At 63.1% G+C, this 16,128-nt stretch carries 16 protein-coding genes; 4 read left to right on the top strand and 12 right to left on the bottom strand.

All coding sequences use genetic code 11. From position 1 onward, the window contains the following. Positions 1-536 precede the first annotated feature (536 nt). The 10 genes from WS61_RS22230 to WS61_RS22275 form a co-directional block, all read right to left on the bottom strand. Positions 537-1,901, bottom strand: coding sequence for an FAD-dependent oxidoreductase (locus tag WS61_RS22230; RefSeq protein WP_059503498.1), 1,365 nt, complete (start codon positions 1,899-1,901; stop codon positions 537-539). 131 nt (positions 1,902-2,032) lie between these two features. Beyond that, the gene (locus tag WS61_RS22235; protein ID WP_059503500.1) at positions 2,033-3,475 is read right to left on the bottom strand and encodes a catalase; all 1,443 of its coding nucleotides are present in this window, start codon (positions 3,473-3,475) and stop codon (positions 2,033-2,035) included. Between the two features lie 118 nt (positions 3,476-3,593). Continuing rightward, positions 3,594-4,415 carry an alpha/beta fold hydrolase gene (locus WS61_RS22240; RefSeq protein ID WP_059503502.1) on the bottom strand — a complete coding sequence of 274 codons (822 nt, stop codon included), beginning with the start codon at positions 4,413-4,415 and terminating at the stop codon, positions 3,594-3,596. Positions 4,416-4,453: 38 nt separating this feature from the next. Further along, positions 4,454-5,461, bottom strand: a complete 1,008-nt coding sequence (locus WS61_RS22245) for a zinc-binding alcohol dehydrogenase family protein (RefSeq protein ID WP_059503504.1) — start codon at positions 5,459-5,461, stop codon at positions 4,454-4,456. Positions 5,462-5,497: 36 nt separating this feature from the next. Continuing rightward, positions 5,498-6,352, bottom strand: coding sequence for an alpha/beta fold hydrolase (locus WS61_RS22250; protein ID WP_059503506.1), 855 nt, complete (start codon positions 6,350-6,352; stop codon positions 5,498-5,500). A 41-nt stretch (positions 6,353-6,393) separates the two neighbouring features. Continuing rightward, a complete protein-coding gene (locus WS61_RS22255; RefSeq protein ID WP_059503508.1) occupies positions 6,394-7,113 on the bottom strand; it encodes a hypothetical protein in 720 nt (239 codons plus the stop codon). After that, on the bottom strand, positions 7,110-8,156 hold the full coding sequence (locus WS61_RS22260) for an alcohol dehydrogenase (RefSeq protein ID WP_059503510.1): 1,047 nt from the start codon (positions 8,154-8,156) through the stop codon (positions 7,110-7,112). The genes WS61_RS22255 and WS61_RS22260 overlap by 4 nt, the downstream gene beginning before the upstream one ends. 10 nt (positions 8,157-8,166) lie before the next feature. Continuing rightward, the gene (locus tag WS61_RS22265; protein WP_059503512.1) at positions 8,167-8,886 is read right to left on the bottom strand and encodes a hypothetical protein; all 720 of its coding nucleotides are present in this window, start codon (positions 8,884-8,886) and stop codon (positions 8,167-8,169) included. A 117-nt stretch (positions 8,887-9,003) separates the two neighbouring features. Then, on the bottom strand, positions 9,004-9,855 hold the full coding sequence (locus WS61_RS22270) for an alpha/beta fold hydrolase (protein ID WP_059503514.1): 852 nt from the start codon (positions 9,853-9,855) through the stop codon (positions 9,004-9,006). A 48-nt stretch (positions 9,856-9,903) separates the two neighbouring features. Next, positions 9,904-10,377 (bottom strand): hypothetical protein, encoded by a 474-nt coding sequence (locus WS61_RS22275; protein WP_059503516.1) that lies wholly within the window; start codon positions 10,375-10,377, stop codon positions 9,904-9,906. 103 nt (positions 10,378-10,480) lie between these two features. On the opposite strand from WS61_RS22275, the gene WS61_RS22280 reads away from it, so the two are divergent. Next, a complete protein-coding gene (locus WS61_RS22280; RefSeq protein ID WP_059503518.1) occupies positions 10,481-11,443 on the top strand; it encodes a GlxA family transcriptional regulator in 963 nt (320 codons plus the stop codon). A gap of 162 nt (positions 11,444-11,605) precedes the next feature. Here the strand turns inward: WS61_RS22280 and WS61_RS22285 are convergent, their stop codons facing one another. Continuing rightward, entirely contained in the window at positions 11,606-12,001 is a 396-nt protein-coding gene (locus tag WS61_RS22285) for a hypothetical protein (RefSeq protein ID WP_059503833.1), read from the bottom strand. A gap of 388 nt (positions 12,002-12,389) precedes the next feature. Continuing rightward, positions 12,390-13,346 carry a LysR substrate-binding domain-containing protein gene (locus WS61_RS22290; RefSeq protein WP_059503835.1) on the bottom strand — a complete coding sequence of 319 codons (957 nt, stop codon included), beginning with the start codon at positions 13,344-13,346 and terminating at the stop codon, positions 12,390-12,392. Positions 13,347-13,604: 258 nt separating this feature from the next. Between WS61_RS22290 and WS61_RS22295 the strand changes: the two genes are divergently transcribed. The 3 genes from WS61_RS22295 (at position 13,605) to WS61_RS22305 (ending at position 16,067) form a co-directional block, all read left to right on the top strand. Then, a complete protein-coding gene (locus tag WS61_RS22295; protein WP_059503520.1) occupies positions 13,605-14,516 on the top strand; it encodes a DMT family transporter in 912 nt (303 codons plus the stop codon). Positions 14,517-14,578: 62 nt separating this feature from the next. Further along, the gene (locus WS61_RS22300) at positions 14,579-15,604 is read left to right on the top strand and encodes an alpha/beta fold hydrolase (RefSeq protein ID WP_059503522.1); all 1,026 of its coding nucleotides are present in this window, start codon (positions 14,579-14,581) and stop codon (positions 15,602-15,604) included. Positions 15,605-15,692: 88 nt separating this feature from the next. Continuing rightward, positions 15,693-16,067 carry a hypothetical protein gene (locus WS61_RS22305; RefSeq protein ID WP_059793197.1) on the top strand — a complete coding sequence of 125 codons (375 nt, stop codon included), beginning with the start codon at positions 15,693-15,695 and terminating at the stop codon, positions 16,065-16,067. Positions 16,068-16,128: the final 61 nt, after the last annotated feature.

The following is a 16,128-nucleotide window of genomic DNA, read 5'->3' on the forward strand; positions in this document are numbered from 1 at the left end:
TACGGGCTACACCCTTCGCGCCAATGCGCGCCAGCATGAAAAACCAACCACTGTCAGATTTAGTCTAGTCCACCGCACTTAAACCAACCAGCCTCCACGATTCCCGGTGCGGTTCAATCTGCCCTTTCGCAGCGAGGGCATACGACTTGCGCTACAAGCCGAAGGATCTTGTGAAACTGTCCGCACTATTTCGTGCCGCACTACTATTGCCGCCGCTCAACTTTCAGTTCAGGTTCTGAACATGCTTGGGCGAGATCACCCAACCAAGCTCTGCATATCGAATCGACAAAGCGCGAACACTCGTCGTGGCCTTCGTATCGACGCGATGAACGTAGTAGAAAGCGCCGAGCGTAGGTCTTAGCTTAGGGCTCAGCGCTGGCCCTTGTCAGGCACGACCGGCGAAATCTGCTCAAATTTCGCCGACGAGCGGTCAAACGCTGCTCATGTGAACGAGGCCACGGAAGGCAAACGCGCTTTTTCCGCCTGCGGCAACGCAACTTGAGCGACTGGTAGGTGGGCCTATGCAGAATTGGGTGTTACGGTAAAGTTGCGAAGAGCAAATTCAGCCCCTCGGAAATGAGGGGATGCGCGATGATTGCATCGCGAACGGCCATATAAGGCAGTCCGCCGAGCATCGCCATTTGCACGGCTGTCGTCACGTCACCAGCGCCGGTACCCAGCATCGTGAATCCGAGGATCCTGCCGGTATCTGGCTCGACCAGCGCCTTCATGAAACCCCGAGTTTTTCCGTCGGTACGCGCGCGCGGCACCGACGTCATCGGCAGCTTCGCCACACGGACGTCGATCTTCAGGGCATCTGCTTCTGATTCGTTCAAGCCGACGCGGCCCAGTTCCGGATCGATAAACAGCGCATAGGGGATGATGCGCTTTTCGGTACTCGCCGGACGGCCTTCGATACCCGCCTTGAGAACGCGGTAGTCGTCGAACGACGCGTGCGTGAACATCGGCGTGCCGGCGACCTCGCCGATTGCCCAGGTGCGCTCGGCTGTGGTTGCAAGCCGGTGGTCGACCTTGATTAAGCCTCGTGCATCTGTCTCGACGCCCGCGAGATCCAGCCCGATCGCATCCGTCTGAGGCTTGCGCCCGGCGGCCACAAGCAGGTGCGTACCGGTCACGGAGCTTCCGTCGGCGAAATCAACCGTGACGCTCGCACCGCTTCTGCCGTGGACCGCAACAATCTTCGTGCCGAGCCTAAGCTCGATGCCGTCCTCGAGAAGCGTCTGCTGGATCACCACGCTGACATCCTCGTCCTCGCGCATCGCGACGCGCGGCGTATCGCTGAGCAGGGTGACCCGGCTGCCAAGACGACGAAACGCCTGGGCCATCTCGAGGCCGATGTAGCCGCCGCCCAGCACCACGAGGTGTTCGGGTAGCACGTCGAGGCGCAATGCTTCGACATGGGTGAGCGGATACGCATCGCGCAGCCCGGTGATATCGGGCATGGCCGCCACGGTGCCGGTGTTGATGTAGACGTTTTCGCCTTTGTAGACGGTTTCGGCCCCGTCGTCGGACCGCGCCACGATCGTACGCGGTCCGACAAAGCGGCCGGCGCCGATGACGAGGTCGAGGCCCGACTGCTCGAACGCGCGGCGATTGATCTCGATCATGCCGCCCACCACGGACCTAACGCTTTCGGACACGCGCTCCATATTCGCCGACAACTCCGATTGCTTCGAAGCTTCCCGCCACACCTGCATCGAGCGCGCCGCATGAATAAGCGCCTTGCTCGGGATACAGGCGACGTTGATGCAGGATCCCCCAATCATGCCGCGCTCGATTACCGCAACCCGTTTACCTTGGCGTGCCATATCCATCGCGAGCGATTTGCCGCCTTTTCCGCCACCGAGAAACAGATAGTCGTATCGTTTGGTTTCTGCCATTTCGAGATCCTTTTCGTTTCAATGAACGCTGGAGCGTGCGCGATCGAATCGGCAGATCGCCCGCACGCAGTTTCCGGTGTCCCGTGCCGGCGAAGCACGGACTTCTGCCGGCACGGAGTTGCCTCGCCGCATCAGCGCGAGCCGAGTTTCTCGATTGCGTCGCGAACGCCTGCCCCGTAGGCCGGGTCCACACGATGGAAGTGGTCGAGCTGGCGCTGGACGATTTCCACGGGAACGCCGGCGATATGCCGGGCGATGTTGTCGAACAGCCGCGCACGCTGCCCGGCATCGAACAGGCGGAAGAGCGCGGCCGGCTGGCTGTAGTAATCGTCGTCCTCGCGATGGTCGTAGCGGTCCACCGCGCCAGACGCGAGCGGCGGCTCGGGCGCGTTGCGGTCCTGCGCGAATTCGCCGAAGCTGTTCGGCTCGTAGTTCACCGTGCTGCCCAAATTGCCGTCAACGCGCATCGCGCCGTCGCGATGAAACGAATGGACCGGGCACTTCGGCGCGTTCACCGGAATCTGATGGTGATTCACGCCCAGCCGGTAACGCTGCGTGTCGCCGTACGAAAAGAGGCGGCCCTGCAACAGCCGGTCGGGCGAGAAGCCGATGCCGGGCACCACGTTCGCCGGCGTGAACGCGGCCTGCTCCACGTCGGCGAAGTAGTTTTGTGGATTGCGGTTCAGCTCGATCACGCCGACGTCGATCAGCGGGTAGTCCGCATGCGGCCACACCTTCGTGATGTCGAACGGGTTGTACGGCACCTTAGCCGCATCGGCCTCGGGCATCACCTGGATACGGAACGCCCAGCGCGGGAAATTGCCATGATCGATGTTCTCGATGAGGTCGCGCTGTGCGCTCTCACGGTCGTGCGCGACGACCTGAGCAGCTTCGTCGTTCGTATAGTGCTCGACACCATTGAGCGACTTGAAATGGAACTTCACCCAGAAACGTTCGTCGTTCTCGTTGACGAGCGAATAGGTATGCGAGCCGAAGCCATGCATTTGCCGGTAGTTCTTCGGAATGCCGCGATCGCTCATCAGGATGGTGACCTGATGCAGTGACTCGGGGTGGCGCGACCAGAAATCCCACGCGGCGATGTTGCTGCGCAGGTTCGTGTGCGGGTCGCGTTTCTGTGTGTGGATGAAATCGGGAAACTTGAGCGGATCGCGAATGAAGAAGACCGGCGTGTTGTTGCCGACGACGTCCCAGTTCCCGTCTTCGGTGTAGAACTTGATCGAGAAGCCGCGCACGTCGCGCTCGGCATCGGCGGCGCCGCGTTCGCCGGCCACCGTGGAGAAACGGATGAGCAGCGGTGTCTCGGTGCCGACTCGCGAAAACACCTTCGCCTTCGTGTATTGCGTGATGTCGCGCGTCACCGTGAGGGTGCCGAACGCGCCGGAGCCCTTTGCGTGCACGCGGCGCTCCGGGATCACCTCACGGTCGAAGTGGGCGAGCTTTTCAAGCAGCCATACGTCCTGGAGCATCATGGGGCCGCGCGAACCGGCGGTCATCGAGTTCTGGTTGTCCGCGACGGGCGAGCCGGCGGCATTCGTGAGAAGGTTGGAATTCATGATCCGATGTCGACGCGCAGGTCGAAGGAGAAGGTAGGAAAAGCTGGCCTACGCCGCGGGAGCGGCGTACCTGGCAGAGCGCCGTCGACGTCGTCGCGCGCCGGCCAAACGCCGCGTGTTACGACTGCAGGAAAGCGAGCAGGTCGGCGTTGACCTGATCCGCATTCACCACGCACATTCCGTGCGATCCGCCCGCGTAGACCTTCAGCGTCGCGTTCTTTACGATCCCGGCCGACAGCCGGCCCGAGTCTTCGATCGGCACAATCTGGTCGTCGTCGCCGTGCAGGATCAGCGTCGGCACGTCGATCTTCTTCAGGTCTTCGGTGTAATCCACTTCCGAAAACTCGCGGATGCACTGGTATTGGCCGTGAATGCCACCGGTCATGCTCTGCGCCCAGAACGCGTCGATTGTGCCTTGCGACACCTGGGCATCGGCGCGATTGAAGCCGAAGAACGGGATCGCGAGATCCTTGTAGAACTGTGAGCGGTTGTCGGCGACGCCCTTGCGGATTCCGTCGAATACGTCGAGCGGCAGGCCGCCCGGATTCGCGTCGGTCTTCAGCATGATCGGCGGCACGGCACCGATCAGCACCGCCTTCGCGACGCGATTCGTGCCGTGCCTGCCGATGTAGTGAGCGACTTCCCCGCCGCCCGTCGAATGGCCCACCAGCGTCGCTTCACGCAGATCCAGCGCGTCCAGCAGCGCGGCGAGATCGTCGGCGTAAGTGTCCATGTCGTTGCCTTGCGACGGCTGGTCCGAACGTCCGTGACCGCGGCGGTCGTGTGCGATCACGCGATACCCGTGTTGCAACAGGAACAGCATCTGCGCGTCCCACGCATCTGCGTTGAGCGGCCAGCCGTGGGAGAATACGACCGGACGGCCTGCGCCCCAGTCCTTGTAGAAAATTTGCGTGCCGTCTTGTGTGGTGATGGTGCTCATGGTCTTCCCGGAATGAGTGAGGAATGCGTCGAGGGGCCTCAGAAGCCTTCCAGCACGATCTTGCCCTTTGCGCGGCCGGCTTCGAGCAATGCGTGCGCACGGCGCAGGTTGGCGGCGTCGATCCTGCCGAGGTGTTCGCCGACGGTGCTCTTCAGCACGCCGTCGTTGATCAGCGTGGCGACGCGCTCGAGCAGCGCGTGCTGGCGAATCATGTCAGGCGTGCGATACATCGACCGCGTAAACATGAATTCCCAGTGGAGAGAAATCGACTTGCGCTTCAGCGGCATCGCATCGAGCGTCGCCGGATCGTCGATCAGCGCAAGCTGGCCTTCGGGCTTCAGGATCTCGACGATTTGCGCGTAGTACGTGTCGGTATGGGTGAGGCTGATCACGTGATCGACCTGCTCAATACCGGCTACGGCCAGTTGCGACTTGAGCGGCTTTGCATGGTCGATGACGTGATGCGCGCCTAGCCCGGCGACCCACGCCTGCGTTTCCGGCCGCGACGCCGTACCGACGACCGTCAGCGCGGTCAGCTTGCGCGCTAGCTGGATCAGGATCGAGCCGACGCCGCCGCCAGCACCGATCACGAGCAGGCTTTGCCCGGCTCCGCCGCCCTCCGCGACATGCAGGCGATCGAACAACAACTCCCACGCGGTAATGGCGGTCAGCGGCAGCGCAGCAGCGTCGGCCGCCGATAGCGTAGCCGGCCGGCGGCTCACGATGCGCTCGTCCACGAGGCCGTATTCCGCATAGTTGCCCGGCCGCGTGATGTCGCCCGCATACCAGACCCGGTCGCCCGGCGCGAACAGTTCGACGCTGCCGCCGACCGCCTCTACCGTGCCCGCCGCGTCCCACCCGAGAATCCGAGGCTCGCCCGGCTGCACGCCCTGACGCAGTTTCAGGTCGACGGGATTGACCGCGATGGCGTCGATCCGCACGAGCAGATCGCGCGGCCCCGGTTCCGGCTTGGGCAGTTCGGCTTCGTACAGCGACTGCGGATCATCGATCGGCAGGCCGGCTTGGGTATAAACGATGGCTTTCATGAAGCAGTCCTCATGACGAAAGATGGGTGGCGGCGTTCATGCGCCATCCAGAAACACGCGCACGTGCGATACGTACGCAGATGCGTACTGAAACAGCGCGCCGTGGCCGGAATTCGGATAGACGATCAAGGTCGCATTCGGCAAGCCCTCGGCGAGCAGGAGCGAGTTCTTCGTCGGAATCATGATGTCGTTGTCGCCGTTGGTCACGAGCACCGGATGCGCGATGCCCGCCAGTTTCCCGCGCACGTCGCCACGCCAGTTCGCCCAGGCGATCATCGCCTGCAGTTGTGCCGTGGCCACCGCAGCGCCCGCCGGCGTGTCGCGCTCGGTGCCGCGCGTCTCGAGGCGGTCGATGAACGCCGCGGCGGCGACCTGAGCGTCGGCCGTGGCGGGGAAGAACAGGCGCTTGAGCTTCTCGTTCATCGGCATGTCACCGTTCGTGTAGATCGCGACGAGCTCGGGGCGGTCCATGCCCGCGCCTTCTCCGCCTTCGGGCGCGCTGCCTGAAAGGATCAGGCGGCCGATGGCGGCCGGCCGTGCGAGCGCGATTTCCTGCGCGACGAAGCCGCCCAGCGAAAACCCGAGAATATGCAGCCTCGTCAGGCCGATCGCGTCGATGAAACGCATCGCATGCTCGGCCATTCCGGCGATCGTCGTCGGCACTTCGCCGCCCGATGCGCCGACGCCTGCGTTGTCGAACAGGATCACCTCGCGATCCTCTGCGAGCGCATCGACGATCGCCGGATCCCAGTTGTCGAGCGTGCCCGTGAAGTGTTGCAGACAGAGGAGCGGCACGCGGCCGCTGCGACCAAACCGGCGAAACGCGTAGCGCACGCCCGCCGCGTCCACATATTGCGTCGGCGCGTTGGCGGCCCGGATCGTAGAATTCATGGTTGCAAGTCCTTTCGACGCGCGTCGCGCGTTCGTCGATGTCAAAGTAGCGTGATGTCGTGCAGGTCGATCGACACGACGAGCGGTTGCTCGACCGAGGTGCCGTCCTGCTGGCGTGGATAGATCCGCCGGCGGGTCGGAATGCGAATTCCGGAAACCGTGGTATAGCCATCGACGTAGTGCGCGCCCGGTGTGTTGCCGGCAATCTCGACGTCGTAGTCGAGGCGCCGGACCAGATGGTCGGACCCGACGTAGATCGCCTGGACCTTGCTGAACACTTCGAGCGAAGCCGGATAACGCACGACGATCTTTCGCCAGGTCTCGCCGCGTTCATGCCATTGCCCTGCGTCCTCGGACTCGACGCCGTCCCAGGCAAGAAGAAACGGCGTGTTCAGATACGTCCACATCGCGCAGCCGGCGAAGAACGCGAGCTGCAATGCGTCCCAGCCGGTTTCCAGCACGTGGCCGGCGAACGACGCGCGGGGCTGGTCGCGTGCGTCCAGGATGTGCTCGTTACCGTCGAGCAGCGCAACGTGCCCGCCCGTGAAATCGCTGCGTGCGGCGAGGGTTCCGAACGGCGCGTGCGAAGCCCACTGGCGGTCGGTCGCGACGGTCACGGACGTACGGTCGAGCATGCCGGCTTGCCCCTTCAACGGCCACAGGACGCCGTCCTGCACCAGGTTCGCGCGAACGCGGGTGAACTTGCGCCACTGGGTCAGCCCGCCGTGTGCGTCGATGATCGTTTGAGCGAGTGTGTTCATGCTGCGGCTCCGTTGGGTTCGTCATTCATCACGAGGACCGCGCGAAAGCGGACTTCCGCGCGCATCATCCGGTCATACGCCAGTTGTGCGTGGTCGAGCGGGAACGTTTCGACGAGCGGTCGCACGTTCTGCAGCTGCGCGAACGACAACGTCTCCTCGTTGTCCGCGACGGTGCCCGTCAACGCGCCCGCCACGGAGCGGCCGCCGAACACGAGATCGAGCGCGTTCAACGTGATCGGCTCGCCCGGTACCGCCACGACGACGAGCTTGCCGCGCGGTGACAGCCCTGGCACTACGTCAGACATGCCCTTGCCGGTCGGCGCAGTGCCCAGGATGACCTTGGCGCCACCCAGCGCGCGCAGCGCGCCCGGGACGTCTTCGACGCTCGCATCGATATAGCGGCGCGCGCCGAGTTCCAGCGCAAGCGCGCGCTTGTCGGCACCGCGTGCAATCGCGACGGTATGAAAGCCCATGCGGTTCGCGAACTGGACCGCGAGATGCCCGAGCCCGCCGATTCCATGAATCGCGACGACATCGCCCGCGCGGGCGCCTGCGTTGCGCAGTGCGTTGAACGTCGTCAATCCGGCGCACAGTAGCGGCGCGGCCTCTGCTGCATCCAGTTCCTCGGGCACGCGGACGAGACCGCGGGCCTCGGCCAGCATCATTTCGGCGTAGCCGCCATCGACCGTCATGCCCGTGATGACCGGATTCTCGCAGTTGACGGCGTCGCCATGCCGGCACGACGGGCATACGCGATCCTCGCCACCGAGAAAGCCGACACCGACGCGCTGGCCGATTTCCCAGCCGGCTACGCCTTCGCCAATCGCGTCGATCCGCCCGACGACTTCGTGGCCAGGCACGCGCTGAGCCGCGTCGTCCTGCGTCGCACGCTCGACGGTCGCGCTGTCGGAATGACAGACGCCGCAAGCCTCGACGCGAATGCGAACCTGCCCATATGCCGGGCGCTGCACCAGCCGCTCGACAATGCTCAATCGGCCGGGGCCCGTTACGACCGCGGCGCGGTAAGTCGTTTGCTGTTCCATGTGCCCTCCGTTATTCGAAGCGGAAATCGGACAGATCGACGCCGACGATCAGCGGCTCGGGCAGCGCGACGTTCTCGGGCGTACGCGGGTAGATGCGAAAGCGGGTCGGCACCCGGATGCCTTGCACGTCGACGTAATCGCTGATGTAGCGAGCCGCGGCATTGCGCCCCTGGATGTCGACTTCATAGTCGTGACGGCGCAGTAGGCCGTCGGCATCGAAATAGAACGTCTGGGTCGCGCTGTGGGTCGCGATGGACGGCGCGAATTCGACTCGCAGCCGCCGCCACGTGAGCCCATCGACGGTCCACGGGTCGATTTCGTGCGCGTCGATACCGTCGTGTCGAAGCAGGAACGGCGACGTCAGGTAAGTCCACATCGTGTAGCCGGCGAAATAGGCGAGTTGCGGATTCGACCACGGTGTCTCCATCTCGTACCCGTCGAACGAGGCGCGAGGCTGCTCGAGCGTCTCGATGACGCTCCCGTTCGGACGCCGGATCTCGACGCGAGATGGTGTATAGACGGAATGGGCGTCGGTCGGCGCGAACGGCTCGTGCGACACGCCCTGCTCGTGAAGATCGACCGTTACACGGCAATCGGTCAGTACACCGTCCCGTTGCTTCAGCGGCCACAACGCGCCGGTGTGATGGAGGCGGGCGGAGACTGTCCGGAAACCGAGAAAGCGGTCGAGCCCACCCGCGGCGTCCAGTGCCAACTGGATCAAGTCGTTCATTAAATTGTCCTAATCGAAATATCGGGTTGTCGGATCGAAGCGACTGGCATCGTCATGTTTTCGCGGCGCTGGCGAGCAACGCCCGCGCCGCGGTCGACCGTATCGCGTATGCGCGTGCTACGACGTCGCGCCGACGAATGCGGCGATATGCCGAGCGGTCGATCGCGGATGTTCGAGTTGCGGGCCGTGCCCGGCACGCGGGAACGTCACCAGATGCATCGTCGGCAACTGGCCGTTGAGCGCGTACCAGTTCTCGACCGGAAAGACGATGTCGTGATCCCCGCCGATATGGAGAACGGGAATCGGTGTCGACTTCAGTGCGTCGAGCACCGCATCTGCCGGAAACGCGGGATTTTTCGGACCGTCTCCGAGCTGTTTCCCTGCCCATTCGTACGGTACCGGCGGGCTGGCATCCGCGCGCGGCGTCGCGAGTCGCTGCGCGGACGCTTCGGCCGCGGCGCGGCTCGCCGGCGAAGCCGGTTCGAAGAACAGTGAGACGAAGTCTTCGAAGTCGTTTTCGCGTTTCGCCATTTCGTAAAACAGCGGGTCTGCCGGCTTGACCAGCGGGCCCGGCGGCGTCGTCGCGATCAGCACCGCGTGGCTGATCAATCGAGGCGCGGTGGCCAATACGATCTGCGCGACCATGCCGCCGATCGACCATCCGCCGATCACGACCTTGCCGAGTTCCAGCGCGGCGATCAAATCGATCGCGTCCTTGGCGAGCGACGCCGGACTATAGGTCGGCTCGCCGCTCGACTGGCCGAGACCGCTGTAGTCGAACGTCGTAACCTGGAAGCCTTGCTCGACCAGACTGTCCAGGAACAGGGAGTCCCACGAGTCCATCGTTCCGCGAAATCGCACGCAAAGCACCAGCGGTATTCCGCTTCCGAACGTGCGATACGCGAGACGCCGGCCTGCGACCTCGACAAATCGGGTCGTGGCATTCGTGCTTTGAGAAACATGAGCCATATATATGTCCGCTGTTTGAGCCAGTCATTCAGTAAATAAATTTCCTCGCTAAACGAGGCGCGGCAAATCATCTACCTGCCCGGATGCCGTAATCAGGACGCCTGCGGCATACACGTTCACGTCACCCCGTCGCGACGAAAACTTTCCGATCGCTGCGCAGGTGATTGCGGAATCCGGCCCGATAAATTCGATCAACGCGTTGACCTGCTCGCCGGAAAGTAGCGGGCAGCCATTTCCGTCCATGACGTTGACGACCAGAACGATGCTTGCATCCTGATCGATCTTCGCTCGGACGCCCGTCAGGTCGACGTCCGATCCGCCATCGACCACGACTACCTCGACGGCCCGGCGACAGCGCGTCGTCAGTTCGTCGGCCATCTCGTTGAGAAGCGGCCGAATCTCGTCGATCAGAACAAGGTCATAGCCGTTTTTCGCAAGATGCTCCGCGTAAGCGGCGCCTATGATCGACAGCGCCCTGCTTACGACGGCGGTTCCGCGACCCGGCGACATGGCTGTTTGCATGCTCGGCAGTGCGTTGAATCGAATGCTTATCATCCGCGCGGTCAGCGTGCTTTTCCAACGACATTTATAATCATTTTTTCGGACACGACGGACGGTGGCGAAGATGCATCGGATTGGCTATTTGCTGACTGACGAATTTCAGGTCATGGCCATCGGCACGCAAACGATATTCGAGTTCGCGAATGTGCTAGCACGCGAACGTGTCTATCAGGTGACGAACTATTCGGTTTCCGGGGGGCCGATTCGCTCGTCCCTGGGTGTCTCGGTCGTAACCGAAGCGATGAACAGCCGGACTGCCGCGGACACGTGGATGATCAGCGGCGTGATCGATCCGACCAATCACGTCACGCCCGCCAGCGAGCTCGAATTGATCGTCGATGCTTCCGCGCGCTCGCGACGCATCGCGGGACTATGCACCGGCGCTTTCGCACTGGCGGAAGCGGGCCTCCTCGACGGGCGACGTGCCACCACGCATTGGGCCTATGTGGAAGCGTTGAAAGCACGCTACCCTCTCACACAAGTCGAGGACGATCGCATCTTTATCGTCGACGAGTCCATCTGGACGTCAGCGGGACTTACCGCGGCGATGGACCTCGCGCTCGGCATGGTTGAGAAGGATCTCGGCCCGGATATCGCGACCTCGGTCGCGCGCGTGCTCGTCATGGAGCGTCGGCGCTCCGGCGGACAGCCGCAGCGGTCGCAACTGCTCGAACTCGCACCGAAGTCGGACAGAATCCAGATGGCGCTGGCGTATGCGCGTCAGAATCTGTCGAAGCCGCTGCGCGTCGATGATCTGGCAAAGGCCGCGCATCTCAGCACGCGGCAGTTCGGGCGCATTTTCCTCTCCGAGACTGGTCAGTCTCCGGCCAAGGCGATCGAGCAACTTCGTCTGGAGGTCGCGAGGAACATGGTGGAATGCAGCCGGCATTCCCTCGAGATCATCGCACGCGAGACCGGATTCCGTGACCGGCGCCATTTGCGTGAAGTGTTCGTACGCGGGTATGGAGTCTGCCCCCAATCACTGAGGCGAGATAGCCGCAGTCAAGCTGCCGGCGAGACCGTTTAGTAGTATTGGCGCGTCACTCTTAAGGTTTTGCGGGCACAGCCTGCGGCATGTCAGCAAAACTCTCTTGCCGTCGTCGGCAGCGCCCGGAGTAGCTCGGACCGATCGACGAGCTTGCTCGTGATTAGCTGCTATTTGGCAGACCCGCAACGGGTGTTCTCAATCTTATCCGGCGGCGCCTGCTTCAAGCGATGTGATATAGCGCAGCAAGTCCTCTGTACGTCCCTCCGATACAAGCTGTTCGGCAGTCTTGTAGTCAAAGATTGGCAACGGATCATTGCGATACCAGAAGAGCGCGCTCTGCACGTCACCTGAGATATCGGTTGCCGCCCGGATGATCCGAAGCGCCTCTCGAAGGAACTTCTGGACGCTCTCCGAGCCCTCCAGGCGGCTCACCGTGTTGCGGTGTACATGGGCCAGCCGCGCGAGCGTCTGCATATCGATGTGCAAGGCAACTGCGAAACGTCTTGCCGAGATGATCGGAGCGATGCTTGTCGGCTCTCTCAATGACGCCATGAATTGGGCGAAATCGCCGGACCTGCCGGTAATGTCGGATTCCATGAGGGTGTCCGGTTGCACACCATATGCACATTTGTAGCACATGCGCAGCTGCTTCGGCCTGCATATCTCAAGCTGACAGAGTAAGGAAAGCACGGATGCGGCTTAGGGGGAGCCGATTGGGCCTTGTGACAACGATGAGATTGCGTGACCCAGAATCAGCGCAAATCTTTGATTCTTATAGGGTTATGGGGCGCCGTCCAAACGGAGTCCAACTTTTCTGCGGATTTTGTAGGGAAAGGCCACCTTTTCTGCCACTCCTACGCGAGGAAATTCGCAGAAAAGATGACCAAGTCATTGATTTGCATGGACCGTCGAGACCACCTTTTTTGCGACCCTACACGGCTTCCCGTGGACGCTGCTCACACGCGCCGGCAGCGTGCTTGCGGACTCAACCGCTCCTTTCCACAGACAGCGGGTCGATATTCGCGTTCAGGCGCTCGGCACCGTGCCAGGTTCGGCTGTCGACGATTTCGCCGACCATCCCGACGATCATCCGTTTCCCTTCGAGCACCGCTTGCGAATGCGAGCGCGCCGTATTTTCACAGAGCGCCCAGGTGATGTAGGCGCCCCGGATCGGACTCCACGAGATCGACTCTTCCCAGAACGCATTGCCGCTGACCGCGCAACATGGCGTGACGGTGTCGGCGATGCCGCGCCGGGCGAGTTCCATCGAGAGATGCATCGCATCGAGTTCGAACAGGATGTCGAGTTCGACGTTGCGACGGAGCATCGCGTGCTCGATGGTCGAGCGGATGACGTTCTGTTTTCCCGCCAGCGCGAGTTTGCGATCGCCGAGACGCGACAGCGGCACCGCCTTGTCGGGCCTCAAGCCGGTGTCCCTGGCGCTCACGAGAATGAGGGGCTCACGAACGAGTGGTGTATGGACATAGCCCTGCGGCGGCGACGCTTCGAACGGGACGATAGCGAGGTCCAGCATGCCGGAATGCATGACATCGCGCAGCTCGTGGCTCACGCCCTCGTGAACACGAAGCCTCACGCGCGGATAGTCGGCGACCAGCCGCGCCACGAAGTTCGATGTGAAGAGGTTGCGCCAGGACGGCGCAACGCCTATCGCCAACTGGCCCGCGGCGCGGTCGCCGACCTGCTCGACCAAGGAGGTCAACTGACGAAGAATGGGTCTTGCTCGCTCCACCAGCAGCATGCCGGCCTCGGTCGGCTGAACGCCGCCCCGCGTTCGCGTAAAAAGCTTCGCGCGAAGTTGATGCTCGAGCAGCGCGATGTGGCGCGACAGCGCCGGCTGGGAGAGCCGCAAGTCGATGGCGGCCTTGTTGATACTGCCGAGTTCGGCCACACGCAAGAAGTACTCGATAAGACGGGAGTCCACTGGCGCCTCCGTGAGTTCCGGCTCGATCCATTGCAGCAGTAAAGCAGGCGTAACGCCGTTATTCAATAGATGGATAACGGCGATAGAAACTCCATATTATCGGGATAACGAAGCGCTCGCTAGCATTGAAGCAATCGCATACGAGGTCATCGACGGAAACAGTCCCATGGCAGCCCCTTATATCGAGCATTTCAGGAGCCTGTGCCTCCGCAGCAAGGACGCGACGATCGCCGCATTCGGCAGGCAGAAGGGCAGCCCGTGACGGCCGCAACCACGACCCATGCCAGTTGGAGCGCACGTCGCGGCTGGGTCGGCCTCACCGTCGGCTATCAATGGTTCTACAACGGAGCCAATTTCCTGGCTTTCAAGGTCGCCGGGAACGCGTTGCATCCGCTGATGGTGGCGACATTGCGCTTCTCGCTTGCGGCGCTGGTCGTTCTGCCTTTCGCGCTGGCTCGCTGGCGCCGTTCGCCTGCGTCGGTCCGCGAGACGGGTGGTGCGGCGTTGATCGGCGTCACCATGCTGGTGGCCAGTCAGGCGCTCGCGATCTGGGGCACGCATTTTCTGCCGGCAGGGGTGGCCGCGATATTCGGCTCGTCTTCGCCGCTCTTTCTGGCGTTGTTCGCATGGGCGGTGTTTCATCGGCCGCTGAGCGGCCGTCAGGTCGCCGGGGTTGCCATCGGCTTTGCCGGTCTTGCGCTGATGGGCTGGACCTCTGCTACCGGCGGCGACTTCCGGCCGATGGGCGCCGCACTTGCGCTTGCCGGGACGGCCGCGTGGGCAGCCGGGTCGCTGCTTGCGCCGCGACTGGCGTTGCCTCGCGACCCCGTCATCGGCCTGGCGATACAGCTGATATCGGCCGGTGCGGTGCTCGGCGCGATCGTCGCCGTGTCGGGGATCGCTGCGACGACGCACCTTGCGCGCGTATCGCCGGCGGCATGGGCTGCACTCGCGTTTCTCGTCGTGGCGAGCACGCTGATCGGTTACGCCGTGTTCCTGACGCTCAACGCCCAGGTCTCGACGACGCTCGCCAACACCTTCAACTATGCGGCGCCGGTGATCGCGCTGGGTCTCTCGGCGCTCTTGCTGCACGAGCCGTTGACGCGCGTGAAGCTGATTGCCGGCGGCATCGCGTTGGTTGGGGTGGCGCTGATGATCGATCGCAAGTAGCTCGGCGAACGGCAGCCCTTTCACCTTCGGCAAACCGCTGAAATCAACCGGAGCCTCGGATCATGACGGAGACATCTCGACACTCGCTGGTATCGCGCACGCTCGACATGACGGGTCGGCCGACGCACTATCTCGAGAGCGGGCCGGCCGACGGGCCGCCGATATTTTTTCTGCACGGCTGGCCGAGCTTGAGCTTGATGTGGCGCGCCCAGATGGAAGCCTTTGCCGCCGACGGCTGGCACTGCGTCGCGCCGGACCTGCGCGGCTACGGCGGCTCTTTTGCGCCTGAAGTCAATGACGCCTATACCATCGAGGCCGTTGTGACGGACATGACCGAACTCCACGATCATCTCGGCGGCGAGCCCGCGATCTGGGTGGGGCACGACTGGGGTAGCGTCGTGGCCGCCGAGTTGTCCGCACATGAGCGCGAGCGCAGCCGTGGCGTCGTGCTGACGTCGCTGGCATATCAACCCGACGGACACGCGCTGAGCACCGTCGTTCCACTGATCGACCGGACGATTTATCCTGTCGACGCGTATCCCGATGGCCAGTGGGACTACTACCGCTACTACACGACGCATTTCGACGCGGCGGTGGCCGACCTGGATGCCGACCGGACAGCATCGCTGGCATCGATTTTTCGACCGGGCGACCCTGACTGCATTGGCAAGGTGTCGCCGAATGCGGGCGTCACGCGCAATGGAGGGCGTTTCGGTGCCGCGCATCGTGCGCCGCCGACTCCCCCCGATCCGGCTCTGTGGCCGCCGGCGGACTTTGAAGCGCTGGTAGCGTCGTTCGATACGCATGGCTTCCGTCCCGCCTGCGCGTGGTATCTGAACGATGAGGCCAACCTCGCTTACGCACGCAGCGCGCCGGATGGCGGCCGTCTGTCGCAGCCGGTGCTGTTCGTCAACGGCGAATTCGATCAGATTTGCAGCATCACCGGAAATCGCCAGGGCGACCCCATGCGTGCGGCATGCGCGGACCTGACCGTGACGACGATGCCGGCCGGGCATTGGTTACCGCTGGAATGCAAGGCCCGGCACATCGAAGCGATCCGCGCCTGGCTTCGGAGCAAAAACCTTTGATGCAGCGAGACATCGCTCGGACCGCGAACCGTAAAATGTCGGGGTGAGCACCGGCCGCTACGGCGGCGTCAGATATGGTCAGCGACACATGGATCCGAAGATGGGCTGGATTGATCGAATCAACGCACGACTGACCCGCTTCGCCCGCCGCCATGAGCCAGCCAGGTACATCGAGACCGACGGCGTGCGGCTGGTTTCCCCGAACGGCACGGAAAAGCGGCTGCCCTTCGCTGCGCTCGTCGGCGCGCGGGCCGAACTGCGCGACATCTTCGTGGGTGACATCGTTGTCCTGATGCTGCGCTTCGACGACGGCACGTGCGTCGAGTTCGGGCAGGACGATCCGAACTGGTGGGCGCTGATGGAAGGGCTCGACCGCTCCGGCCGCATCGCCAGGCCCTCCGCGAAATGGCAGCTCGAGGTGATCGCCGCCTCGGGCGATTCTGCCGCCATCGACTTGATGTAGCGAACCTGGCGATATCGGCGTGCTCTGCGCCAACGCGGAGCGCGCCGAGATGGCCGTTCAC

This window comes from Burkholderia sp. ABCPW 11 (assembly GCF_001523445.1).
Classification (GTDB): domain Bacteria; phylum Pseudomonadota; class Gammaproteobacteria; order Burkholderiales; family Burkholderiaceae; genus Burkholderia.